22 protein-coding genes and 1 pseudogene are annotated in these 24642 nt (G+C 38.6%); 14 read left to right on the top strand and 9 right to left on the bottom strand.

The window, feature by feature from the left end:
- Positions 1–71: 71 nt before the first annotated feature.
- Both DHD80_RS18165 and DHD80_RS18170 read right to left on the bottom strand, forming a co-directional pair.
- A complete protein-coding gene (locus tag DHD80_RS18165; RefSeq protein ID WP_251742888.1) occupies positions 72–362 on the bottom strand; it encodes a hypothetical protein in 291 nt (96 codons plus the stop codon).
- 230 nt (positions 363–592) lie between these two features.
- Positions 593–877, bottom strand: coding sequence for an AraC family transcriptional regulator ligand-binding domain-containing protein (locus DHD80_RS18170; RefSeq protein ID WP_251742889.1), 285 nt, complete (start codon positions 875–877; stop codon positions 593–595).
- Positions 878–1058: 181 nt separating this feature from the next.
- Between DHD80_RS18170 and DHD80_RS18175 the strand changes: the two genes are divergently transcribed.
- Positions 1059–2846, top strand: coding sequence for a tyrosine/phenylalanine carboxypeptidase domain-containing protein (locus tag DHD80_RS18175; RefSeq protein WP_251742890.1), 1788 nt, complete (start codon positions 1059–1061; stop codon positions 2844–2846).
- A 263-nt stretch (positions 2847–3109) separates the two neighbouring features.
- On the top strand, positions 3110–4198 hold the full coding sequence (locus DHD80_RS18180) for a DUF2652 domain-containing protein (RefSeq protein ID WP_251742891.1): 1089 nt from the start codon (positions 3110–3112) through the stop codon (positions 4196–4198).
- 124 nt (positions 4199–4322) lie between these two features.
- On the opposite strand, the gene DHD80_RS18185 is transcribed toward DHD80_RS18180, so the two are convergent.
- The 6 genes from DHD80_RS18185 to DHD80_RS18210 form a co-directional block, all read right to left on the bottom strand.
- On the bottom strand, positions 4323–5000 hold the full coding sequence (locus DHD80_RS18185; RefSeq protein WP_251742892.1) for a TIGR04283 family arsenosugar biosynthesis glycosyltransferase: 678 nt from the start codon (positions 4998–5000) through the stop codon (positions 4323–4325).
- Positions 4997–6433 carry an FAD-dependent oxidoreductase gene (locus DHD80_RS18190; RefSeq protein ID WP_251742893.1) on the bottom strand — a complete coding sequence of 479 codons (1437 nt, stop codon included), beginning with the start codon at positions 6431–6433 and terminating at the stop codon, positions 4997–4999. The genes DHD80_RS18185 and DHD80_RS18190 overlap by 4 nt, the downstream gene beginning before the upstream one ends.
- A gap of 15 nt (positions 6434–6448) precedes the next feature.
- Positions 6449–7480 (bottom strand): phosphotransferase, encoded by a 1032-nt coding sequence (locus DHD80_RS18195; protein ID WP_251742894.1) that lies wholly within the window; start codon positions 7478–7480, stop codon positions 6449–6451.
- Between the two features lie 14 nt (positions 7481–7494).
- Positions 7495–8640, bottom strand: coding sequence for a nucleoside hydrolase (locus DHD80_RS18200; protein WP_251742895.1), 1146 nt, complete (start codon positions 8638–8640; stop codon positions 7495–7497).
- Positions 8641–8836: 196 nt separating this feature from the next.
- Positions 8837–10279, bottom strand: coding sequence for a SusD/RagB family nutrient-binding outer membrane lipoprotein (locus DHD80_RS18205; RefSeq protein WP_251742896.1), 1443 nt, complete (start codon positions 10277–10279; stop codon positions 8837–8839).
- Positions 10280–10290: 11 nt separating this feature from the next.
- Positions 10291–13509 carry a SusC/RagA family TonB-linked outer membrane protein gene (locus tag DHD80_RS18210; protein ID WP_251742897.1) on the bottom strand — a complete coding sequence of 1073 codons (3219 nt, stop codon included), beginning with the start codon at positions 13507–13509 and terminating at the stop codon, positions 10291–10293.
- Between the two features lie 312 nt (positions 13510–13821).
- Here DHD80_RS18210 and DHD80_RS18215 point away from each other — a divergent pair, with 312 nt between their 5' ends.
- From DHD80_RS18215 to DHD80_RS18225, 3 genes and pseudogenes are all read left to right on the top strand, one after another.
- Complete coding sequence (locus DHD80_RS18215) at positions 13822–14517, top strand: DUF547 domain-containing protein (RefSeq protein WP_251742898.1); 696 nt, start codon at positions 13822–13824, stop codon at positions 14515–14517.
- A 219-nt stretch (positions 14518–14736) separates the two neighbouring features.
- Positions 14737–14856, top strand: a pseudogene (locus DHD80_RS18220) (FAD-dependent oxidoreductase); the annotation flags it as partial.
- A complete protein-coding gene (locus DHD80_RS18225; RefSeq protein WP_251742899.1) occupies positions 14825–15118 on the top strand; it encodes a hypothetical protein in 294 nt (97 codons plus the stop codon). The pseudogene DHD80_RS18220 and the gene DHD80_RS18225, both read left to right, overlap by 32 nt.
- Here DHD80_RS18225 and DHD80_RS18230 read toward each other — a convergent pair.
- Positions 15106–15789: a Crp/Fnr family transcriptional regulator gene (locus DHD80_RS18230; protein ID WP_251742900.1), complete on the bottom strand. Its 684-nt coding sequence runs from the start codon at positions 15787–15789 to the stop codon at positions 15106–15108. The genes DHD80_RS18225 and DHD80_RS18230 overlap by 13 nt on opposite strands.
- Before the next feature lie 171 nt (positions 15790–15960).
- Between DHD80_RS18230 and egtD the strand changes: the two genes are divergently transcribed.
- The 9 genes from egtD (at position 15961) to DHD80_RS18275 (ending at position 24554) form a co-directional block, all read left to right on the top strand.
- Entirely contained in the window at positions 15961–16941 is a 981-nt protein-coding gene (gene egtD / locus DHD80_RS18235; protein ID WP_251742901.1) for an L-histidine N(alpha)-methyltransferase, read from the top strand.
- 60 nt (positions 16942–17001) lie between these two features.
- The gene (locus tag DHD80_RS18240; protein ID WP_251742902.1) at positions 17002–17733 is read left to right on the top strand and encodes a flavodoxin family protein; all 732 of its coding nucleotides are present in this window, start codon (positions 17002–17004) and stop codon (positions 17731–17733) included.
- Between the two features lie 30 nt (positions 17734–17763).
- Entirely contained in the window at positions 17764–18147 is a 384-nt protein-coding gene (locus DHD80_RS18245) for a DoxX family protein (RefSeq protein ID WP_251742903.1), read from the top strand.
- A gap of 27 nt (positions 18148–18174) precedes the next feature.
- Positions 18175–19665: a thiamine pyrophosphate-binding protein gene (locus DHD80_RS18250; protein WP_251742904.1), complete on the top strand. Its 1491-nt coding sequence runs from the start codon at positions 18175–18177 to the stop codon at positions 19663–19665.
- A 15-nt stretch (positions 19666–19680) separates the two neighbouring features.
- Positions 19681–19920, top strand: a complete 240-nt coding sequence (locus DHD80_RS18255) for a hypothetical protein (protein ID WP_251742905.1) — start codon at positions 19681–19683, stop codon at positions 19918–19920.
- A 10-nt stretch (positions 19921–19930) separates the two neighbouring features.
- Positions 19931–20770, top strand: coding sequence for a formate/nitrite transporter family protein (locus DHD80_RS18260; RefSeq protein WP_251742906.1), 840 nt, complete (start codon positions 19931–19933; stop codon positions 20768–20770).
- A gap of 126 nt (positions 20771–20896) precedes the next feature.
- Complete coding sequence (locus DHD80_RS18265; RefSeq protein ID WP_251742907.1) at positions 20897–22615, top strand: glycoside hydrolase family 15 protein; 1719 nt, start codon at positions 20897–20899, stop codon at positions 22613–22615.
- A gap of 101 nt (positions 22616–22716) precedes the next feature.
- On the top strand, positions 22717–23172 hold the full coding sequence (locus DHD80_RS18270; protein ID WP_347709984.1) for a peroxidase-related enzyme: 456 nt from the start codon (positions 22717–22719) through the stop codon (positions 23170–23172).
- A gap of 14 nt (positions 23173–23186) precedes the next feature.
- A complete protein-coding gene (locus DHD80_RS18275; RefSeq protein ID WP_251742909.1) occupies positions 23187–24554 on the top strand; it encodes an FAD-containing oxidoreductase in 1368 nt (455 codons plus the stop codon).
- Positions 24555–24642 lie beyond the last annotated feature (88 nt).

Genomic DNA, 24642 nt, shown 5'->3' on the forward strand with positions numbered 1-24642 from the left:
CATTTCCGAGTAACCTAATATTTGAGCTACCTCTGACAGTTTCGTTTTTGGATTTTTCATCAGTTGCAACGCTAATCCCTTCGAACCCCGTTTGCTATTGTTCTGAAATTTGTGTCTTCCTCAAGCAGCTTACGTTGCAAGGTACGTGGTGTAAGGTTTAAAGCTTCTGCTGCTTCTTTGATAGTCGGAACCTGTCCTTTAAACTGGTTAAACAATGCTCCTTTCAGCGCAATATCAATACGTTCTGATTCAAGTATCGCTTTTTTCCCCGCCAACACTGAATTGAATAATTGGAACAATGAAAGGTCACCCATTAACACAAGAAGTTCAACGTCTTCTTTCCGAAAAATTATCTTAGTCATTTCAGCACCAAAAAACACTTCACACCCGCAAAGTCTGTGGTACTCGGATATGTTCCGTCTTTCATAAATTGACTCAATACGAACAGGAATAATTTTTTTACCGGACAATGCTCTTGCTGATCTGATGGTCGCAGCGATGCTTAATCCATTGCTTGACGGGCGGGCTCAGGGTAACGATGTATCCACATTTTGTTTTGCCCCAGTTCTACCGTTGCATTACTAGTCTTGTACTATCTAAAGTCAGCCATAGGTGCGACCATCTTACTGTAAGTACAAAATGATTGAAAAGCGTCGTCAATATTTTTACTGCTTTCCATTAAAAATCCTACCATACCTGTTTGCCTGTCATTCAGTTCCATCCCTAAATGCAGCTCTATGACGGGATCACCGGTAAGTTTCATTAATGGCTCCCAAATAAGAGCTGCTTTTTCCCATTCTAACATTACTTCGGAATCGCTCATTTCCTCAGCTGTGACGCCTGTTAGCTTACACAACTCATCGTATGCAACTCCCATTGAAGCAAAATGAAAAGAACATCAACAGGAGACTAATAATAACACCACCTAAAATACTGCTTCGTATTTTTTTGTAATTTTTGGTTGTTTCTGCCAACTAAAATATTTCTATGTCTGTGTTAATGTAGAAGAATTGGCCCGAGATGATCATCAAAATATAATTGCTAATAAAATATTTGGAATGAAGAATTATGAAAAAATAAAAGGAAATATAGAAAAAAAGATCACCTCCCAACAACCAATTAATCTAGATGAAACAAACCTGAAATTACATATGCAGGGAACCCTGCCTTATTTGTTGATTTACAGATACAGGAACGATCCTCATAAGGGAGTTAGAAAATTAATTCAATCCTTTTCCTCCGGCCTCATGGCTAATAATGAATATAAGCAACTGGAAAAGTTGGTTGAAGTGATCTCGCATTCCATTTCGAAAATCTTCAATTCTTTCCTAATTATAGAACTCATTCCTCTTACTAATAACGGAAATATTGAAATATCTAGTTTTTATGATGAAACCCATATCACCATTGCCACCCTTAAGAAGGCTCTTGAGCATTCCGGGTTGAATGAGGTAGCGGTAAAAATAAAGAAAGTGAAGGAATCTATGGCAGACCCTCTACTGAGTAAGGAAACTAGAAAGGATAAGGGAGTATTTTGGATAGGACTTAGTTTTCCGGTATCATTGCTTGAAGGCCCTAAATCTGATACCTGGGTTGAACACTTCACCGATGTATTTAAAAAAGTAGGATTCAATTTTATGAGAATTCAAACATCAAACCATTTTTCTCCTTATTTGATGCATGAGCACGATAAATTGGATAAAAAGGTGGAAGAAATAGACCAGGAACTGGCCGATATTTCTGATGAAATGAGCTTTTTATTAAATACAACACCCGTGAATGACAGTCTTGCCTGGGAAGAATTTAAATCTTCCAATTATGAGGAAAAACCACAATTCACTTACAGAACGATAAAATTCGACCCCGAGAAATTAAAAGAAAGGCTCTTTCGTCTTGATATGGATGGTGTAAAAGGTACAACTGTAGATTATATCCTTAGACAAAAGCGTATCCAGCTGGAAATAGAATTAACCTTGCTGCAAAGCAGAGAAGCGGTGGGTGCTCAATATTTGGGGCATTATCTCTATGGGGCGCCAAATAATAAAGAACTTAAGCAGGCAAAGGAAATCCTTAAGAAAGTAAAGGTCCTCTCTAATGATGATGAAGAGAGCGTAAACTGTCATGAATTTGCCGAAATAGCCCAATCTGAAATAGACTATTTGAAAAAGGAATTCCAAAATGAAAATATTGCGGCTGAAGTAAGAAATGATATCGTCGGAATTATGGTCGACAAAACAAAGGTTTATATAAGTGAAGGTATGTCAATCAAACGTTCACGTGTAGAAGCTCTGATTCAACATGAAATAGGCACCCATATCCTAACTTATTGCAATGGTTTAAGACAACCTCTTAAACAATTATATGCGGGTTTTGCCGGTTATAACCAATTGCAGGAGGGACTGGCAGTTTTATCGGAATATTTTGTGGACGGCTTATCAGGCTCACGACTTCGAACACTTGCGGCAAGGGTAATAGCAGCCGACTGTTTGGTGAAAGGGAATTCATTTAATGAAACTTATAATTTGTTAGTGGATACATATAATTTTCCCAAAAGGATTTCCTTTAACATTACATTGCGTATATTCCGGGGAGGAGGACTAATTAAAGACGTGGTTTATCTTCGAGGAGTTATTCTTCTTTTAGATTATTTGCAAGATGGAGGGAACATAGAATTATTATATACAGGAAAATTCGCCCTGCATTATGTTCCACTCATTTCAAAACTTCTGGAACAGGGAGTATTGAAACAACCAATATTACCTAATCACTTCAAAGAGGAAGACTTTCAAAACCGAATTGAAGCTCTTAGAAATAAAAAATTTGAATTAATAGATCTGATAGACTAAAACCCGGTAAGTCCAAATTATGAATCTACCGAAGGGCATCCATATTTCAAAATTTAAAAAATTAATTTTGTTGTCCGTAAAGCATGCTAAACTGAAAAATGATGTCATTCTGAACTTGTTTCAGAATCTCATTTCAATGTAAATCAATGTATATGGAGACCCTGAAATAAACCCGCCTGAATGACGAAGTCGGGCAGGTTCAGGGTGACGAAAGAACTTTAGGGCAGAAAACGGATATACATTAAATTTATCTATAGAATCAAATGGAAACAAGAAAGCTTCCCCCAGAAAGAAAGGCCTTTTATTTTATTCCGGATATTAGTGGATTTTCTCAATTTGTGGAAAATACTGCTATAGAACATAGTATTCACATAATTTCTGAATTACTTGAAATTCTATTGGACAATAATGTTTTAAACATGAAACTTGCAGAAATAGAAGGGGACGCGCTTTTTATGTATACAGGTCAGGATTTATCCTTTTCTCAAATGGAGAGCCAGGTAACTTCCATGTTAAATAGTTTTCGGAAACATCTCCTAAAATATGAACATCAAAGAATTTGCAATTGTGGAGCTTGTGCCACGGCAATCAATCTTAAAATTAAATTTCTTTTTCATAGAGGTAGGTTAGATTTTATAAGGGTAAAAGACATACAGAAACCTTATGGACAGGACGTTAACCGTATTCATCGTTTATTAAAAAATGACGTGCCCTGTGATGAGTATTTGCTCCTGTCCCATCCCACAATGGAATATTTAAACATACCTGCAGGTGACTTAGGTTTTAATAGGATAGAAAGTAACTATGACATTCAAATTCTACCCTATTATTACAAAAATTTAGAAAAGTATAAAACAAAATTTGATAAAGAATCCAATAGGGGCGCTATTTCACTAGATGAAGATCCGGATTTTATCGTGGAACAAATTATCCATGTTCCTATTGATAAAGCATTTGAGCTTATAAGTAATTTTAAATACAGGAAACTTTGGGATACTTCCTTAACTGAAATTGATTTTAATGAAGCTCAGGTAAACAGGCCGGGATCAAAGCACACCTGCATCATTGGAAGCCGTAAAATTAAATTTGAGACCGTTGGGTTAGATAGTAAGGCCGACCTTTCTTATGGAGAAAGGACCTCCAATTTACCTATGGCCAATAATTACAGGTTTTATATCCTTTTAGATAAGTCAGGTCCCGGTACAACAAAGGTCAAAATTCTTAATTATTTGAATTTAAATTGGATTGGGAAAATGATGAGAAAATCTATGCACAAGAAGCTTGAAACAAAATGGAAAAAAAAGTTGAAAAAGCTGGAGGAAATTGCTTTGAATAGGTTTGAGATAACATGACAATTTTTTTCCCTTAAATGGATACGTCTTTTGGAAGAAATGCATAATTTGATAAGATCAAATCACAAATTCTCCCAATTCATTATCTAAGGAATTAGCAACAAATGCTTCCATGATAAAATTGCTAAGCATGATCTTTATAAAATCGTTTTAATGTGCGGGGAGCTACCCTGAAATTATACAGAAAAATTAAAAACACATCAAGGAGTAGTTGATATTTGATACCATTTTTTTCAAATCTACGTCCCGAAGTTAAGACATAACTTTTTAGCTTTTTGAATTTCCCTTTTTTTCGAAGCCTTTTTTGAATTTCAATATCCTCCATAAAAGGAATAGACTTAAAGCCCCCAATTAAATTGTAAATTTCCTTTTTTACAAAAATAGCGTGATCGCCATACGTGAAATATTCCAGGTTAAAACGGCTACACCAGCTATATAAATTGAGAAAGGGATGGTATTTGTCAAACCTTAACCTAAAGCTTCCGCCAATATGTCCAGGTTTTCGTAGCTGTCCGGTAATTTCCTGATAAACGTTTTGGGGCAATACCGTATCGGCGTGCAAAAACAAGAAGATTTCCCCCTTTGCATGCAAGGCGCCGTGATTCATCTGGTTTGCCCTGCCTTTCCCCGCCACCAATGTTTGGACCGGGTTAAAACCTTCTGCTATTGCTTGGGTATGATCGGTGCTTCCACCATCTACGACAATAATTTCAAAGTTCCCTTTCAGTTTCAGGGTATGGGATAAAGTTTTTTCCAGATAGCCTTCTTCATTTAGTGCTGGTATAATAATGCTTATTTTCATTCTTTAAGACGGTACCATTTTTTAATGATTTCCTTCATCCACGGCTTTAGCTGACTCACCATTTTTTCCCGTAGCAGGCTTTTGTGGATATTGGCCGCCGTAGGATAGGCGTAAATTTTATTCATAAAGGTACTTATTATTATCCCTGCCACCCCGGCAAGCACCAGTTCCTGGGTAATTTCCCCCGCATTTGGGGCAATCATACTGCCGCCCAGTATTTTCGCATTGCCGGGATTAAATCGTTTTTTTTCGATAAAAACAATTAAATTTCCGTACTCGAAATTATCGGTAACGGCGCGGTCATCTTCTCTAAAATTGGTTTCCAGGCGTTCATAATTTATACCTTTCTCCTTCAGTTGAGCTTCATTTTGTCCAAACGTAGCCACTTCAGGGTCGGTAAAAGTAACCCAGGGAAAATGGTCAAAATCGAGCTTCTTTTTAAAGGGCGATAAAAAGTTGTTGATCAGCAACATATTATGCATCTCGGCTGCATGTGAAAATTTTAAATTATCTGCTGCATCCCCGCTTACATACACCTGTTTGTTAGTGGTTTGAAGTTTTTCATTAAGTATAATTTTACCTTTTTCTGTTTTTATTCCTGCTTTTTCAAGTGCGAGGGAATCAAAATTCAAAGTGCGTCCTAGTCCCATAAAAATGGCATCAACAGGAATGCTTTCTTCTTCGCCGGAGTTCTTTTTTAGAATTGCACATTTTCCTTTTACCTTAGAAACTTCGGTATTGAAAAAGCACTGAATATTTTCCTTTTCAAGTCTATCTTGTAGAATGGTTGAAATTTTAGGGTCTTCCTTTTTCAAAATACGGTCTCCACGGTCTATGATGCTTACTTTAGATCCTAATCTTGAAAAAGCCTGGCCTAATTCTAAACTTACCGGGCCGGCACCTATAAAAACAAAATTCTTCGGAATAAAATCGATTTCAAAAATAGATTCATTGGTGAATTTGGGAAGGCTCTCTGCACCGGGAATGGTAATTATTCTGGGAGAAGAGCCTGTGGCAATAACAATATTTCTTCCTTGAAAGATTTTCCCGTCAATTTTTATAGAATCCTTTGAATAAAATGAAGCTTCACCCAGTTCAATATCCAAACCTTTTTTTCTTAGGTAAGTTATATTTTCGTGATCTTTTATGGATTCTTGTTTTACCTTGATATACTCCTTTATTTTCTCAATATCCACTTGCCCAGAAACTTCCAGCCCCAGCGATTTTGCAAGTTTTGCCTGATGCAATTGTTTTCCTAAATGAATTAAGGCCTTACTGGGTACACAGCCGGTATTTAAACATTCCCCACCAATATTTTCTGGATTTCTATCAATGAGCAATACATCCATACCCATTTGCTGCATTCCCAGGGAAGCACCAAGACCGCCGGAACCAGCGCCTATTACAATGAGATCATATTTTTTATTAATCATAGCTTTTGATTTTTACTAGCGATATACTACCGAATGATTAATTTCATTTTCCATCGTAATCAATACTTCAAACGATTCAGCAAGCAAATTTTTACGTTTTTCTAAAGCTATAGTTAGGGGTAATTGGGCCAATCCCAGGATGCGCCTGAATATTTCAACCGCGGTAAATTGTTGCTGCAATTCTTCGTTAAGTGGAGCCCTCTCTTTGTAAAACCTTATTGCTTTAGTAATGATTTCTTCTGGTTGATTAGCCATTTTTAAGTGGGCGATAGTAACCCCTATTTCAAATTCCGGTTCGCCAAAAAAGCAAAATTCAGGATCTATTATTTTAATACCATTTTTAGATTTTAACCAGCTCCCCGGGAAATAATCGCCATGCAAAAGGCTATTCCCGTCCTGTAAATAGCGTTTCCCTAATTTTTCAATATTGCCCTTAAGACGCTCATTGGTTTTGTAAGGCTCGGCAATTCCTTGTAAACCGGGCAAGATGGCATCTAAATCCAGGCCGTTTTCTTTTAAATAAGGATATATGAAAATATGTTTGTGGTTTAACTCCCGCATTTGGCAGTTAGGAAGGGTGATTTCAGTTTTTTGACGGGTGAGATCAGAATGCAAATCGGCAGCAAAAGTTATGATTTTAGATAATTCTTCATCTTTTAAAACCCGCCCTTTTTCATATAAAAAAGTATAGTCGGTCCCGTTACCAAGATCTTCAAGATATAAAACATAGTTCTGGTTATCTACCCCCAAAAGATTTGGCATTTGATTTTTTAAACTACTGTAGTGAGATATGAACTCGTAAAATTTCGCTTCTCCTAAAGCCCGCTCAATCGGTGCTTCAACTTGCGGATATTTTTCTACATATTCCCGACTTTGCTTTATAATAAAACTTCTTTTGTTAGTTTTTACCCGAAGGGTGAAATTCATATTTCCATCACCGGGTACTTCTATTGCAGTGACTTTTTCATCTGTTTTCAGCCAGGATTGAGAATCCAGGTATTTTTCTATTGTTTTTATATTGGCTGTTAAATGGATTATATTATTCAAAATCGTAGGTTTTTCTAGTTATTAATCAGGCTTTCCATCATCTTTTCGTGATAGTCTTTTACAATATCATAACAGTAAGTTACCGGATATCCGTTGTCTGAATCGCTAATTAGATATTGTTTGAAATTGTTTTCTGAAGAGTCCAGAAGCATATCGTTGGGATGAATTTCCAAACGGACATTTAGCTGCTCTGAAACTATATCTTCCGGAGCCATAAGATAATGGCTTGCCAATAAATCGAAAGGGTTAAATCCAATTTCGCCAACTTCTTCCCACTGTTTGAGCCAGGGCTTAGATTTTCTGGCCAGCCAGCTAGTAGCTGAATCCCCTGTTTTCATCTTTTCCAAATCTTCAGTCGTAATCCAAACTTTATTTGAGATTTCAAACGGACAAAGAACAACTTTAACCTCGTTCTCAAACAGAATTCTGAATGCGTCATTATCAAGGTCAAAATTAAGATCTGGTGCATGATGCGCTGTTAGTTTACCTATTTCAAAATAAGAGGTAGCTGTACGCCTTCCCGCAACCAGGACCACTTCTTTAATTTGTGATTTGAGTTCTGGATAGAGTAATAACAAGGTTCCAACATTGGTCGCGGGGCCTATAGCCAGGATGCTCATAGATTCTTTTCTTAAGGCCTGCGCTAAAGCTTCAATGGCTTCGTTACTTTCTACTTTTTCCAGGTTGATTTTTGCCCCAGCTCCTTTATAAACCGGAATTTCATAGGGGGCAAATTCGCTTACCATTTCCTGACTTAGACGGAAGGCATCTTCAATTTTAGTATTGCCAAAAACAGCGCTTATCCCTTTAATATTTATATTTTCTGCTTTAAAAAGTTGTAAAAGTGCGTAGGCATCATCTACATCGCTATAGCCTTCCCGATGGTATCTTTTCATGCCAACAGCAAGGTCTGCATCCACCCAAATATTTTTTTTAGAGTTTTTTATTCCAGTACGTTCTAAAAGTTCTCTACTCTCCAGATCAATACCAGAACTTTCCTGCATCAGCACAGGCCTATCTGTCTTGCCGAAACTTTCTGTTGATATAGTTCCCAATTTAGCAAGTTTTGGAGAGTCGCTGTTCTTTTTTAAATCAGAACCACAAGCGGCCAGTAATCCAATGAGTGTTATACTTAAGAATATCTTTGTTGTTTTAATCATACTTTGAACCATTAATTTAAATTTTAGCTGTTTTAAGAACTTCTTACTACGTAGTTGAGATTTGGCCCCGATAACCATCGAGACTCAGCGGTTTGTCTCGAAATCGAATAAATAATTTCATTTAGTGCCTCGTTGGCCTGCTCCGTTCTAGTGTCTTTATCTAAAAAATTCTGGAGCATTCTATCTGCTACTTTAACTACATTTCCCACCAGCCTTCGCTGTTGATATTATCTCCGCCAATACGTGCTGCGGCCTCTTCATAATTTTTCCTATTGGTCGCCTGCTCAGATTCCGGATAAAGATATCGCACAGGATAACGCCCGTCATTTAAATTATCCGGTCCCGGTTTAAGGTTTGGAATTCCCGTTCTACGCACATTGAACCAGGCTTCATGGCCGTTATTAATCAGGCTTAGCCATTTTTGCGTCAGAATTTTGGTAAGATTATCCTCACCAAGGGCGATCGCCTCCCTACTCAAATAATCTTCCGGAAATTCTACATCCAAATAGTCGAAATTAGCTTTAATTCCTTCTTTATAATAAGGCCCAGGATCCTGAGAAATATAACCGCGTTCAGCAGCTTCGGCCAGGGCAAACTGAACTTCAGCGTATTGCATATACTGCCCGTTTACGGCATCGGGCACATCCCGGAACATGGCTCCAAAAAGGGAAATATCGTTTAGGTTAATGCCTTTTGAACTAATGGTCTCGCGACTCTGTCCATTAAGCAAACCTTTGTAGTGCGGATTTCCCTCATTTACACTTTTTTGCGTTGGTTTGTAAAGTACTTCTACGCGAGGATCATTCCACAGCCTAAGTAGCGAGTCTACGGTTTTCGTCATACGATGTTCCTGGTACAATCCAAGCCCTGCCAAAAACATAGGCCACTGGTTTGGTGCTGTGCTAAGGTAAGGCACCACCGCATTCTGTGCGTTGGATTCAATTAATTTACATGAATCTGCCAATTCCTGAATTTCTGAATAATTGCTGAGTCGTTTACTAATTCGCATGAGATAACGCAAACGCAATGAATTGGCGAATCTCACCCATTTGTCCAGATCATTCTGAAACATCACATCGCCTTTGATCGTTGCATTGGTATTCTCCAGGGTAGTGGCAGATCTTTCCAGTACTTTCAGAATTCCGGTTTCAGGATGGGTGTAAATACTTTCCTGGGTGTCATATTTCGGGGTGAAATTTCCGTCTAGTGCCTGGATAGCTTCGGTATATGGCACATCGCCCCATATATCTGTTAACTGGGAGAAGAGGTAACTTCTTAAAATATCGCCCACCGCAACGTAGGCTTCATTGGAACCAGGAAGTTCTTTCATTGATCGAATATCGGTTTGTAACCTAAAAATATTATTCCAGTAACCGCTATTAGATCCCATTTCGTAACGATCTATTCTTTCAAATTCTACGCTGGCCGCAAATTGATCCAGGTAATTTGCCAAACGGAATCCCTGATCATACGTGTTCATATTCGCTTCTACAGAAATGACGTTGGCCAGTAGGAACTGTGGATCTACATTTTCAGGGGAATTGGGATTTTCATTGATCTCTTCAAAATCATTGGTGCAACCTGCCAGCACTAAACTAAATATGCCGCATCCAAGAATGATAAATTTTATATTTTTCATGCTAATGCTTTCTAAAATTGTGTTTTTAAGCTCATCCCGAAACTACGGGTAGAGGGATACGACATGTCTTCTACTCCATAGACTATATTTCGTCCCTGCAGGGCGTTCAATTCCGGGTCAAAATGAGGATTTTCTGTAAAGAGCAATAAATTGCTTCCTACGAAACCTAGTTTCAAACTCTGGAAACCTATAGATTTTACAAATTTGTCTGAAAATGAATAGTAGAGGCTTAGTTGCCTCAGTTTTACGTAGGAAGCACTGTAAAGCGCACTTGCCTCATTGCCACGGTCATAAAAATTATTGTAAAACCGGCTTGCAGGAACCGGGGTCGTATTAGGTTCGTATTGGGGGTTTTCAGGAGTTCCAACATTGGTTACCCCGTCGCCCACCACACCATTTTCACGACCTTCCAGGGTTTCTTCCAATACGCCGGAAGTACTTCCCAGCGCTTTAGTTCTCGAAACAATAGTACCGCCCTTGCGCCAGTCGAATAAAATATTCAGGTTAAAATTTTTAAAGCTGAAACTGTTGTTAAAACCCATAATAAAGTCTGGATTGTAATTCCCCAGCAATTTCAAGGTTCCATCCTGTACCGGGAGCCCATTGGAATTGAAAAGCGTTTCACCGTCAATTTCAACAAAACCAGTACCGTACATATCCCCAACTTTACCTCCTTCACGAGCGATATAGAATACAGAGTTTGAACCGCCTGAACCGCCAAACACATCAGCGGTGCCGGTAACAAATTGGGTAACGCCTTCGGGAAGCTCGGTGACTTCGCTTTCATAAGTAGAATAGTTTAAAGAAGATTTCCAGCTAAAATCCTGTGCCTGGATAATTTCACCACTTATTGCCGCTTCAAAACCCCGGGTGCGCACTTCCCCGCCATTCACGTTATAGTTGAGAAATCCGCTGGTAGGGGAGATAGGCCTGGAAATTATCTGGTCTATACTCACATTTTGGTAGGCTGAAAAATCGGTTTGTAGTCTTCCGTCGAAAAACCATGCTTCCAAACCGGCTTCATAGGCATTGAGCCTTTCCGGTTTTAAATTGATATTCTTGAGAACGGTTTCATTGGTTACCCTGAAGTTGGAACCGTAGTTTTGATTGAAGAGAAAGTTCTGTGCATTTTGATAAGGATCGGTATCGTTACCAACACTGGCTACACTTCCCCTTATTTTCAGAAAAGAAATCGCTTCCGGGATCTCAAGCATATTGGAGATTACATAGCTGAAGCCTGCTGAATAATAAGCAAAAGAATTGTTATCTGCAGGCAAGGTACTACTCCAGTCATTTCTAAAAGTAAGATCCAGGTATACCTGATCTTTATAGGATAAGTTTCCGGTTCCGTAAAGGCTATTGATCCTTTTTTCAAAATTCTGACTGTCACCTTTCAACGGGGTTGCAGAATTCGCGAGGGTATATATTCCGGGAAGTGCCAATTGCGAAGCTTCAGCAAATTGATATTTAATATGCTGATCGAATCTGTTTCCCCCGGCAGTGATCGTATAATTCCAGTTCTCATCAAAACTGTCGGCATAAGAAAGAAGAAAATCGGTGTTTAGTTCCTCAAAATTCACATTGTCTTCCCGATATGTTCCCTGTGGGTTCCGGTTGGTACTCACTGCCCTACGAAACTCGCGATCATCGTTATATGTATCGATTCCAGCTCTTATTTTCAGGCTTAATTTATCGGTAATATCATAGGTAGCCGAAAGGTTTCCCAAAACCCGATTTTTGTCAAAGCTATTGGTATTTTCGTAAAGGCTGAGGTAAGGATTGGTAAGCCACAAATAATTAAAATCGAAATGCTGAACACCTTCCTGCCCGGCCTGCCAGTAATCCCTTAGAGAAGAAATATTGGTTTGTCTTCCTGTCCAGTTAAAACCATACATCACATTTTCATAACCATAACCCAGGTTCGGGCGGTTCCCGCTTCTGGTATTTATATAATTTAAAAATGTATTAATGCGGAAATCTTGAGATAACTCCTGTTCCAGTCTAATGGAAATCCCATCCCTTTTTAGATCGGTATTGGGAAGAATCCCTTCATTTCTTAGGCTGCTGTAAGAAAGCCTGGCGCTTCCTTCTTCCCACCCTGAACTGATCGCAATATTATCCTGATAAGTTACCCCTGTTTCGAAGAAGTCCCTCACATTATCTGGCCTGGAGACCCAGGGCGTAGGGGTGATTTCAGTAAAAGAACCATTTGGGAAGGTACGGGCAATCACATCCCCACCACGAACCGGATTTCCATTGATGTCTACAGAAGGACTGTCAAATTGAGGAATTAAAAGGCCTTGATCCAGTCTGGGGCCATAACTACTAATTCCGCCATCGTTAATACCGGCACCAATCCCGTTTTCAAAGGCATATTCACCATTGGAACCGCCTCCATAAACATTCTGATAATCTGGGAGGGTCAATAAAGTTTCTATAGTAAAGGAACTGTTGGTACTCACCCCGAATCCACGATTGTTTTTTCCGCGTTTAGTGTTGATAAGAATTACCCCGTTAGCGGCCCTTGCGCCGTATAAAGCTGCAGAACCTGCTCCTTTTAAAACTGAAATAGAGGCGATATCATCAGGACTAATTTCTGAAGCACCATTTCCATAATCTACTTCCTGCAAGGCACCATTATTTACCAGGTCGCTGGTAATTTGTTCGTTATTAATGGGCACCCCATCTACTACAAACAGCGGTTGATTGCTGCCTCCCAGCGAATTTTCCCCACGAATAACAATGCGGGAAGAAGAGCCCACGCCAGAAGAACCATTGGTGATCTGTACTCCTGCGACCTGCCCTGCGAGACTATTTACCACATTTGGGGCAGTGACATCGGTTAATTTTTCAGAATCGATTTCGGTAACTGAAGAAACCAGGGATTGTCTTTCCTTTTCGATTCCCAGAGCGGTTACGATCACCTCATCCAGTGCTTCATAGGAGCGTTGCACTATTATTTGTTCCGGGAAATTTCCATTGATAATTTTTATTTCCACAGGTTGTATACCTATAGATGATATTCTGATGGTGAAATTCTTTGAATTGGTATTAAAGCTGAATTTTCCGTTCTTATCAGTAGTAGCATGATTTTCAGTTTCCAGCTCTTGTATTAATGCAAAAGCCACGGGTTCGCCATTTATATCCAGAACAAAAGCTTCATAGCTTTGTATTTGCCCCTCCATGATCATTGTAGAAAGCAGGGCGATTGCCGTCATAAATAATTTCATATTAGTAAGTTAGGTTTTAAGAAAAAGAAAGCTTCAATGTGAAAATATTTTTAAATCACACTCCTATATTCTTTATATATACCATAACCGGAAAAAAATCACCCAATATTTTATTTTTTCTTAAAATTCTTTTCTCTCAAATTTGTCCTGTAATAGTTATTGGAATTTAGAACCGGTTTTCATCAGGTTTTTATGTCTTTAAAACTCTTTTATTTAATTAAAAGATGTGAAGGAAGTCTACTGAATGGGAAAGGGGTTTAAATTAAATTCTAGGACTTTAAAATCAAATATTCACCTCAAATGTCTGTAAAAATGAAATATGTATTGATTTCCGTTTTAGGAATTTTTATTCTAATTCCAGGTTATATTTTACTAAATAAATCTGGTCTGCTTGGTATGGCGGGCCTGGATGATGCAGGTTTGCATTGGGATAAAAAAAGTAGTGATTTTAATGCTACAGAAAATCCTATTTTAGATCATACAGAATGGAATGATTTGTTGAAAAAACATGTAGCAAATGATGGTGACGTCAATTATAAAGGCTTTGTAAAAGAGAAAGAAAAGCTTGAAGGCTATCTGGATTATTTATCCAAAAAACAACCTAAGGAGGCCTGGCCGGTTGCAGAACAGCTCGCCTATTATATTAATCTATATAATGCAGGGACAATATTATTAATTGTAGATAATTATCCAGTGGCCAGCATTAAAGATATTAAGAAGCCATGGCGCCAGGAATTTATTCAGGTAGGAGATAAAATGGTTGCATTGGGAACTATAGAACATAGTATTTTAAGAAAAATGAACGAACCCCGAATTCATTTTGCCATTAATTGTGCTTCATTTTCCTGCCCCAAATTGCTTAATGAAGCTTATGCGGCGGCAAAATTGGAAGCCCAGCTTCAAAAAGTCACTGCTGGGTTTATTAATTCCGATAAAAATAAAATCAGTAAGAATGAGGTGGTTTTATCAAAAATTTTTGATTGGTATAAAAAGGATTTCCCCAGATAGTGACTTAATTTCTTATATTAATAAATACAGCAAAGTAAAGGTAAATGGGGATGCTAAGGTTAATTTTATGGATTATGACTGGCGGCTAAATGAGCAATAGTCAAAAGATACGTAATATAATCCCTGTATTTGAAGAAGCTGATACTATTTAAAATTTACCTACTATGATTTTTTAAGTGCTGATCTGTAAACTTTCTAAAAATAGTATAAAAAACAATTTTGAGCTTACCACATAAAGAACACATTGTAATAATTGGAAACGGGATAGCAGGAATTACCTGCGCACGACATGTCAGGAAAAATTCGGATGCTAAAATCACGGTTATTTCCTCGGAAAACCGGAACCCGAAATCAAAATAATGCCGAAGCTTTAAAGGTTATTATTCCGGACTATAACGAAGAAGATTCCATAGCTAAAGTCATTGCAGAAATTCCTGAAATTGTTAAGGAAGTAATTGTGGTAAACAACAGTTCTATCAATATTACTAAAACAAACGTTAGCAATACGGGCGGCACTGTGCTTCAGGAAAATCGCATGGCTTATGGTTTTGCCTTTTTAAAGGAATGGATTATTCAACACCGCCGAATTTATAAATTTTGAAGTTGCTCAAGATCAAGGATTTTTATTGTTTTTCGGTCATAATCAATTATTTGTTTCTTCCTAAGATCACTAAACACCATTGAGACTTCCTGCCTGTTCGTAGAAGTAAGTTGTGCAATTTTTTGATGTGTAAAACAATCATTTAAAACAATCTCTCCATTAACCGTGGCATTATTGTTTACTATAGGCTCTTTTAAAAAATCAATAATTCTTTGTTTATTATTTTTTAGCGCAAAATCCTTAAGGCGGTTTTTAGTTTCCAAAAGGTTATTTACACACATTTGGCTGAATTTGAAATTTAATTCGGGAGCCATTAACAATAAACTTTTAAAGTCTTCATCCTTCATCACACAATAGGTTAGGTTTTCTTCAACAATGGCTGCTTCCTGCCTCGATGAGTTTTCAGTAATAGAGGCTTCTCCAAAAATTTCTCCCTTTCCCAGGATTGCAACTAAAAATTCATTTCCACTTTTATCAAATTGTGATATTCTCACTTTACCTTCTTTGAGAAAATAAATACTGTTGGCAGGATCATTTTGAAAGTAAACCATTTCATCTTTTTTCAGAGATTTCATTATAGTACGTTCATGTATATAATTTTTGTATTCTTCTTTAAGTTCTTTAACAAGAATGAAATTATTTAAATACCAAAACTTTAAATTTTGATCCATACATTTTGCGTTAAATTATTAGAAAGGTAGCTAAAAGCAACAAGAAATAAATTGATAATAGTTAAAGGTATGTGTCGTAAAGTTGACATTATAATTACTGAAGCTTCTTTATTTTTATTACTTATACTTTAAAGTTATAATTTTTTAAGGTTATTAATAATCTCAAATTAAATGAATAATGAAATTAAAGAAGTTGAGCCTTTAGCGCAACCCATTTCAGTATTTGAATCTGATGTTACTGAAGGTTTAACTGCAAGCCCAAAGTTTTTAAAATCCAAATATTTCTATGATAAAACCGGAGATAAATTATTTCAGCAAATTATGGAATTGCGGGAATATTATCTCACCAATTGTGAGCTGGAAATACTTAATTCTCATAAAGAGCACATAGCTGCTTATTTTAAAGGTTCACAAGAGCCATTTCAGCTTGTTGATCTTGGTGCGGGTAATGCCTATAAAACTAAAATCCTCTTACAACATTTTATAAAGAAGAATGTGAATTTTGAATATGTACCTGTGGATATTTCTGAAAATGCCATAGAGAAATTAACTTTTGATTTAAAAAAACATTTTCCAAAAATTCAAATTTCAGGCTATTCAAAGGAATATCTGGATGCTCTTCGCTTAATTAAAAATGAAACACCAAAACTAATCCTGTTTTTAGGGGCAAGTATTGGTAATTTTTCTCGAACTGAAGCTGAGGATTTCTTTAAACAAATTTCCAGACAAATGAATGCCGAGGATTTACTATGTATAGGTTTTGACCTTAAAAAAGATACTCAAATAATATTAGATGCTTACAACGATGCCCGGGGGATAACGAAAAAATTTAATTTAAACTTATTAACCAAGATTAACAGGGAGTTTAATGCCGATTTTAAAACTGATACGTTTGAGCATGTCCCTTCTTACGATCCACATTCTGGTGAAGCCCGCAGTGCTTTAAGAAGTAAATTTAACCAGAAGATAGCTATACAAAAGCTGGGAGTTGTTATAGAATTAAAGGAAGGGGAGCTAATACATACCGAAATTTCAAAGAAATATGCCCTTTCTGAAATAAAAAGTCTGGCGGAAAATTCAGGTTTCCAAATCGTCGAAAATTTGTTTGACAAACATCATTATTTTACAAATTCGGTATGGCGAAAAAATTAAAAGTAGCGTAGTTTTAATATCACTATATTTCATAAACGACTAATTTTAAACACATTTTTCATGAAAAATGAATTTACCGGCCTAAAAGCCATCTATGTAAACTGTACCTTAAAAAAATCACCTTCCCACAGTCACACCCGTGATTTAATGGATGTATCCATTAACATCATGGAATCTGAAGGGGTAGCGGTAGAAGTGATCCGGTTGGCAGATTATGAGATACCCGTTGGGGTACAGCCCGATATGACAAAAGAAAGGGAACCTAAAGACGATTGGCCCAAACTTTACGAAAAAATAATTGCAGCCGATATTCTGGTAATTGGCACTCCAATTTGGTTGGGTGAGCGTTCTTCCGTTGCTTCAAAATTGATAGAACGCTTGTATGCCATGAGTGGTTACCAAAACGCTAAAGGCCAGTACATTTATTATGGAAGGGCGGGAGGCTGTATTATTACCGGAAACGAAGATGGCGTAAAGCATTGTTCCATGGGCATTCTGTATGCGCTTCAACATCTGGGTTACAGCATTCCCCCACAGGCAGATGCCGGTTGGATTGGCGAAGTAGGCCCGGGTCCGAGTTATGGAGATAAGGAATGGAACGGAGAGAAAATAGACCCGCCAACAGGTTATGATTCAGGTTTTACCAATAAGAACACCACTTTTATGACTTATAATTTACTTCATCTTGCCAAAATGTTAAAGGCGAATGGAGGTTATCCCGCTTATGGGAATTCCCGAAAAGAATGGGACGACGGTACGCGATGGAATTTTGAAAATCCGGAATATAGATAAAATGAAACTTTAATTTAATTCTTTAAAACTATGATACTGGAAACTTCTTCTTTCACAGATTATTCCTTACTGTTACTTAGGATTATAGTAGCTATTATATTGTTTTCCAGCGGGAAGGGCCATATCCAAAACCCTAAAGAACGGGCTCAAAGTTTAGGACTCTCTAAAGAAATAACAATCTTTCTGGGTATTGCTGAAATTTTAGGCGCTATTTCTATCGCATTTGGGATTTTCACCCAAATAGGTGCAGTACTTGTAATGGGGGCTATGATAGGGGCCATTTATAAGAAAATCTTTAAATGGAAAACAGGATTTTATGCAGAAAAAGGATTTGGATGGCATTATGATGTACTGATCTTACTGGCCACTCTGGTAATTTTTACTACAGCCGGAGGTGCTTTTGTTCTCCTTTAATTATAAAACTTTATAAAAAAATTAGAAATGGCTAAAAACGTTTCAGAACAATTATTGGATATTTTAGTAAGTGTAGGTGTAGAGCAGGTATATGGAGTAACCGGAGATGCCCTTAATTTTTTTGTAAAAGCAATTGAAGAACGGGAGGATGTTCAATGGATTGGGATGAAGCACGAGGGCAATGCTTCGTATGCTGCCTTTGGTCACAGTCAGACCACCGGAAAACTCGGGGTTTGCGCCGGCACTGTTGGGCCTGGCGCACTTCATTTAATAAACGGACTTTACAATGCCAAAAAAGAACGGACACCGGTAATCGCCATAACAGGGCAGGTGCCCCAAAGGCAGCAGGGGACCAATTTTTTTCAGGAAGTAGACTTAAAAAAAGTGTTCGATGACGTTTGCGACTATCAGACCATTATTGAAACTCCGGAGCAGGCTCCTATGTTAATTCAGCGTGCCATAAAAATAGCACTTGCCAATAACTCCGTTTGTCGAATAGAATTACCCGCAAATGTAGCCGAAATGGAGGCCGAAAACGAGGTGTTTGTGCATCCTATTAAAAAGTATGTTTCTTCCCTGGTTCCAGACAGGTCTGTAGTAAGCGAAACGGCCGCACTTTTAAATAACGCAAAAACCGTGGGTATTCTAGCCGGTGATGGATGCCGTGCAAGCAGGGAACAGGTGCTTGAGCTGGCAAAACGTCTGAAGGCGCCCATTACCCATAGCTTGCGCGCCAGTGATATTTTTGACCACGATGCGACAAATGTGGTAGGCCTAACAGGACTTATAGGAAATCCTTCGGGCTATAATGCGGTGATGAAATGTGACCTGTTGTTAATGTTGGGGACTGATTTTCCTTATATCGATTATCTTCCGCATAAGACTAAAACCATCCAGGTAGATATACGGCAGGAAAATATTGGTAACAGAACGGCTGTAGATTTGGGGGTATGGAGTGACATAAATTCATTTTTGGAACTTCTTCTTCCTCAAATTGAAGAAAAAACAAATACGGCTTTTCTCGATAAGTTGGTAGATAGTTTTAAATCCTGGAGAAAAAATATGTTGAAACAGGCTTCGGCTGAAAGGGACAATGAACCTTTACATCCGCAGATTTTTGCCGGTTTTGTAGATAAGCATGCTGCCAACAATGCTATTTTTACCGTAGAGACCGGTACTTCGGCAATCTGGGCGGCACACCATATCTCTTTTCACTCCCAAAGGCGAATGATCGGCTCTTTTAACCACGGCTCTATGGCCGTAGGCCTCCCTTCTGCGCTGGGGGCACAAATGGGAAATCCCGGCAAGGAAGTATGGAGCCTTAGCGGCGACGGGGCCTTTAATATGGCCATGCAGGATTTTATAAGCGCTGTAAAATATAAATTACCGGTTAAAATCCTCATTTTTAACAATTCTGAACTCAGTTTCGTAAAATTGGAAATGGAAGAGGTGGGATTGGCCCCTTCCCTGAAAGCTTTAAAACAGGACAATGTCAATTTTGCCGAATATGCAAAATGATGCGGTGGCGATGGAGTGAGGGTTACACGCGCTGAAGATATAGAAGCGGCCATTCTTAAGGCCAAAAACAGCAGGAAACCCTTTATCATCGATGCGGTGGTAAACAGCGGCGAGCTTTCATTGCCCCCACATATTGGCTGGAAAGAGGTGATAGGTTTTGGAACTTCAAAACTTAAAGAAGTAGGGCAGGTCATTAACGGGGATAAGAAACAGTGGGAAAATCTCAAAAAGGAACTTGAATCCTATTTCGATTAAATCAAGGGATATGGAAAATAGATTTCTCGATGTACATCTGGTAGTGAAAGAAATGAGCAGGCAAACCTGGTATCATTTAAAAGAGCTCACCCTGCTCAAATCGTTTATCCTGTCGGTTATGGCCGGCGCTTTTATAACCTTTGGGGCATTGTTTTCGGTACTGATCTCTGCGGGTGTGGAAACTACCGGTCTCGCACTCTTGTTACAGGGTTTTGGTTTTTCGGTAGGGTTTTTTATGGTAATCCTTTCGGGTGCCTTGCTTTTTTCTGAAACCAACGTGGTTTTGCCCGCATCTTTGTTGAATTGTAGTACTAAAGAACTCTTGCTCGGTGCTTTAAAATTTTGGGGGATTACTATTGTGGGAAATGTTATCGGTGCTTTTTTAGTGGGCTGGTGGATCAATTATGCGCACGAATACCCTCAGGATGTGGCAGATATCCTCGCGCATATCATTCATAAAAAAATGCATTATTATAGGGGAGGTGATCTACAATACTGGATGCAGGCGGTAGTTTCAGGAATGTTCGGGAACTGGCTGGTGGGAATGGCCGCAATTTTTGCCATTATGGGAAAAACGATTATAGGAAAATATATCCCCATTTTTCTCGCGGTAAGCCTTTTTGTTGCGGCAAATTTTCAACATAGTCCGGCCAATATGGGTTATTTTTCCCTGATGATGCCTGCCGGGAATGGCCCTGGATGGGAAAATGCTATTTTATGGAACCTTCTTCCTGCCGCCCTCGGCAATATTTTGGGAGGCATTATATTGGTTGCCCTCCCTTTTTGGTATGCCTTGAGCCCTTCAGAAAAAGAAAAAATCAAGAACCTCGGTTCAGGTTCAACGAAATGAGTTTGTCCCGATAACCATCGGTAAATAGAAATATACTTTTAATCAGGATCAGAATAAAAAGGATCTGGGGCATCGATCATTATAAAATGGAATAATTGTATTTAAAATTTATATAATACAAATATCATGTCAAAAACAAAAGAATATAACATAAGGGATTTAGGGGTAATCGGCGACCGGAAAACCTGTGCCCTGGTAACAAAAGATGGTGAATTTGTATGGTATTGCCCGCAACGTTTCGATAAACCCGCTTTTATAAATTCCCTGATAGATCCTGAAAAAGGGGCGTATTGGTCTTTTCAATTCAAGGACAAGAAATATAAAAACAGGGAATATACACAAAGAAGTGCCGTGCTATCTACCCAATTTGAAGGTTTAAGTCTTACAGACTTTATGCCATTGAACGATAGGATCAATGGTATTTGCAGGATGTTTTCAGAAGGACCCGAAGACGTGGAAAATGATATTTTTTTAAAACCCTATTACGGCCTGGGCTTACCTGAATATGAAATATTGCAAAATAATGTCATTAGTATTTCAAGAAGCCTTTATTTAACGGCATCGCACGGGCTCAGCATTGATAAAGGACATATAAAATTTACAATCCCGAAAGGGAGCAAAGGCTGGGCAATACTTTCTGATACTGCTTTTGAAAAAGGAATAACCGAAGCAAATCTAAATTCGTTAAAGCTTAAAACATTGAAAGGATGGGAAAAAATTGCCAGCCAGATAGAATATACCGGTCCTTACGAAAAACAAGTACAGGATTCTTTGCGGGCGATACAGTTGGTTACCTATCAGGAAAATGGAGGGATCATGGCAGCAGCCACTACCTCGTTGCCAGAGGTGGTTGGCGGCTCAAGGAATTACGATTATCGCTACGTCTGGCTCAGGGATTCCGCCATGATTATAAGTGCTTTGATAAGGGCGGAGAGCACAGGGGAAGAAGAAAGCAAATTTCTGAGTTTTTTATGCGATGCCAAATACCGCAACAGCCAAAAAATACTTTTACCCTTTTATTCATTGGATAAGCTGGTGGCGCAACCTGAAACTGTACTGCCTTTAGCTGGATATAAAAATAGCAGGCCGGTACATATTGGCAATAATGCCATGGATCAGTTACAGCTGGATGCCAATGCCAATGTGCTTTTGGTCGCGAAGATGATATACGGCAGGACCAAAGAAAAATATCACTGGGATACTGTTGTGGGTATTGCCAATTTTTTGGCCGAAAACTGGCACAGGGAAGATCATGGCATTTGGGAAGAACACCTTCAGAAGCATTTTACCTCCAGTAAGGTAATTGTGGCGAAATCCCTGGAATTTATAGCTGAACATGCCGAAACCGAAAAACAAAAAAACAAATGGCTGAAAGCTGCCGAAAAAATACGTGATTTTATAAAAACCAACTGCCTTACCAAAGATGGCGCCTATGCCAGCTATGCGGGAAGCGATGAGGTGGATGTGACGGCAGCGCTATTTCCGGTATGGCTTTTTACCAAACCCGATTCCCCTGAAATGTTAAAAACCATGGAACTGCTGGAGAAAAACCACAGAAAAGGAAAACTTTATCACAGGACGCTCGAAATGTTCAATGCATTTGAAGAAGGTGTTTTTCTGGCGGGTTGTTTTTGGGTGGCACAGTATTATATTATGCTGGACAATTTTGAAAAAGCGCGGGAAATTATCGATACTTCCCTGGAATATAGCAATGACCTTGGGTTTTTTGCCGAAGAGGCCGATACCGATAAAAATACCATGCTGGGGAATTTCCCCCAAACCTTTGTACATGCATCTTTTATTGGCGCAGTCATAGACCTGAGACAAAAAATGACTACACGATGAGTAGAATAAAAGTAATACAACCTAGGGAGGCAACAGGAAGGTTAAAAGAAATCTATTCGGCCCTGGAAAAGCAGCGCGGGTAAATTGCCGAGGTCCATAAGATACAGAGCTTAAGGCCAGAAAGCATTGTAAAGCATATGGAATTGTATATGGAAATTATGTTTTCCAAATCTGAATTAACCAGGGCGCAAAGGGAAATGATGGCCGTGGTAACTTCTACCACCAATAATTGTAGTTATTGTATAGAGCATCATGCCACTGCCCTAAATAAGTATTGGAAGGATGCGGGTAAAATTGAGGATCTAAAGAGAAATTTTTTAAGGATTAACCTTAACCCGGAAGATTTGGCTTTATGTATTTATTCCAAAACCCTGACCAAAAATGAAAATGGCCAAAATTATGGAACTGTAACGCAAGAATTAAGAGAAGTGGGTTTTAGTGATAAGGCTATTTTAGATGCCGCCCTGGTAGTCTCCTATTTCAATTTTGTGAACCGGATGGTCCTCTCGTTAGGGGTTGAACTGGAAAAAGATGGAGGTAGAAATTATAAATATTAATAAAATTATATAAAATGAAATTTGATGCGATTATAATTGGTACGGGCCAGGCAGGGCCTTCACTTGCGGCAAGCCTTGCCAAAAACGGATATAAAGTAGCCATTATTGAAAAAGGACATTTGGGCGGCACCTGTGTGAATGTAGGTTGCACGCCAACCAAAGCATACGTAGCCAGTGCCAGGCGTGCTTTTATTGCTAAAAACAGCACTGCTTTAGGGGTTGAGGTGAATGGAAGTATTGCCGTAAACCTTAAAACCATTAAAGCGCGTAAAGATAAAATCATCGCAGATTCCAGAACGGGATTGAACAAAATGTTCACTAGCAATGAAAATATTACACTTGTTAAAGGAAAAGCCCGTTTTCTGGATAACCACAGTGTAGAGGTAAACGGGAAAACCTATGAAGCTGATAAATTTTATATCAATGTTGGCGGTAAGCCAAGGATTCCTGAAGGTTTTGAAGGCGTAAACTATCTTACCAACGAGAGCATTCTGGAACTTGAGGAAATCCCTGATCATTTAATTATTGTGGGAGGTGGCTATATTGGTTTGGAGTTCGGACAAATGTTCCGTCGTTTTGGAAGCAAAGTAAGCATCCTGGATCGTGGAGATCACTTGTTGAAAAAGGAAGATCCCGAATTTGGGAAGGCCATTGCGGATATTTTTAAAGACGAAGGCATTGAGGTTCGGTTAAACTCCGATTGCATCAGCGCAAAAAAATCGGGAGACGAAATTGAAGTGAGTATTAATTGCAAAGAAGGAAGCCCCACAATTAAAGGCTCACATCTGTTGCTTGCGACAGGTCGCATTCCCAATACCAGGGATCTGGGGCTTGAGAACACCGATGTAAGCCTGGATGAGAAAGGGTATATTTGGGTAACTAACGAATTACAAACTAGTGCACCCAATATTTGGGCATTAGGTGATTGTAACGGGGAAGGGGCTTTTACCCATACCGCATACAACGATTTTCAAATTGTGAATTCTCATTTGTTTGAAGATAAAAAACGAAAATTATCAGATAGGTTTACCTGCTACGCAGCATTTATTGATCCTCCGCTGGCCAGGGTAGGTATGAACGCTTCCGACATTGAAAAGGCGGGAATCAAAGCCAGGGTTGCCACCAGGCCCATGGCTAAAATTGCGCGTGCTAAAGAAATGGGGGAAACCCAGGGAATGCTTAAAATCTACATTGAAGCCAAAACCGAAAAGATATTGGGGGCTACTTTTTTAGGTACAGGCGCCGATGAATATATACATACGATAATAGATCAAATGTATGCAAGGCAGCCTTATACCGTAATTCGTGATGCGGTGCATATTCATCCCACCGTAAGTGAATTGATCCCTACGATGCTGGAAAATATAAAATCCTTAGAATAAGTATACTTATTCTTTATGCGTAGGTTAGATTATAATCTCAATTTGAGATCTTATCACTATTCTTATTAAGAAGCGGGAAGAGGATGAG

It is taken from the genome of Gramella sp. AN32 (assembly GCF_023718305.1).
Lineage (GTDB): Bacteria > Bacteroidota > Bacteroidia > Flavobacteriales > Flavobacteriaceae > Christiangramia > Christiangramia antarctica.

Coding starts and splice junctions, on each gene's coding strand:
- DHD80_RS18165 (WP_251742888.1), bottom strand. CDS start 362: ATGACTAAGATAATTTTTCGGAAAGAAGACGTTGAACTTCTTGTGTTA.
- DHD80_RS18170 (WP_251742889.1), bottom strand. CDS start 877: ATGGGAGTTGCATACGATGAGTTGTGTAAGCTAACAGGCGTCACAGCT.
- DHD80_RS18175 (WP_251742890.1), top strand. CDS start 1,059: ATGAAGAATTATGAAAAAATAAAAGGAAATATAGAAAAAAAGATCACC.
- DHD80_RS18180 (WP_251742891.1), top strand. CDS start 3,110: ATGGAAACAAGAAAGCTTCCCCCAGAAAGAAAGGCCTTTTATTTTATT.
- DHD80_RS18185 (WP_251742892.1), bottom strand. CDS start 5,000: ATGAAAATAAGCATTATTATACCAGCACTAAATGAAGAAGGCTATCTG.
- DHD80_RS18190 (WP_251742893.1), bottom strand. CDS start 6,433: ATGATTAATAAAAAATATGATCTCATTGTAATAGGCGCTGGTTCCGGC.
- DHD80_RS18200 (WP_251742895.1), bottom strand. CDS start 8,640: ATGATTAAAACAACAAAGATATTCTTAAGTATAACACTCATTGGATTA.
- DHD80_RS18205 (WP_251742896.1), bottom strand. CDS start 10,279: ATGAAAAATATAAAATTTATCATTCTTGGATGCGGCATATTTAGTTTA.
- DHD80_RS18210 (WP_251742897.1), bottom strand. CDS start 13,509: ATGAAATTATTTATGACGGCAATCGCCCTGCTTTCTACAATGATCATG.
- DHD80_RS18215 (WP_251742898.1), top strand. CDS start 13,822: ATGAAATATGTATTGATTTCCGTTTTAGGAATTTTTATTCTAATTCCA.
- DHD80_RS18225 (WP_251742899.1), top strand. CDS start 14,825: ATGCTAAAATCACGGTTATTTCCTCGGAAAACCGGAACCCGAAATCAA.
- DHD80_RS18230 (WP_251742900.1), bottom strand. CDS start 15,789: ATGGATCAAAATTTAAAGTTTTGGTATTTAAATAATTTCATTCTTGTT.
- egtD (WP_251742901.1), top strand. CDS start 15,961: ATGAATAATGAAATTAAAGAAGTTGAGCCTTTAGCGCAACCCATTTCA.
- DHD80_RS18240 (WP_251742902.1), top strand. CDS start 17,002: ATGAAAAATGAATTTACCGGCCTAAAAGCCATCTATGTAAACTGTACC.
- DHD80_RS18245 (WP_251742903.1), top strand. CDS start 17,764: ATGATACTGGAAACTTCTTCTTTCACAGATTATTCCTTACTGTTACTT.
- DHD80_RS18250 (WP_251742904.1), top strand. CDS start 18,175: ATGGCTAAAAACGTTTCAGAACAATTATTGGATATTTTAGTAAGTGTA.
- DHD80_RS18260 (WP_251742906.1), top strand. CDS start 19,931: ATGGAAAATAGATTTCTCGATGTACATCTGGTAGTGAAAGAAATGAGC.
- DHD80_RS18265 (WP_251742907.1), top strand. CDS start 20,897: ATGTCAAAAACAAAAGAATATAACATAAGGGATTTAGGGGTAATCGGC.
- DHD80_RS18275 (WP_251742909.1), top strand. CDS start 23,187: ATGAAATTTGATGCGATTATAATTGGTACGGGCCAGGCAGGGCCTTCA.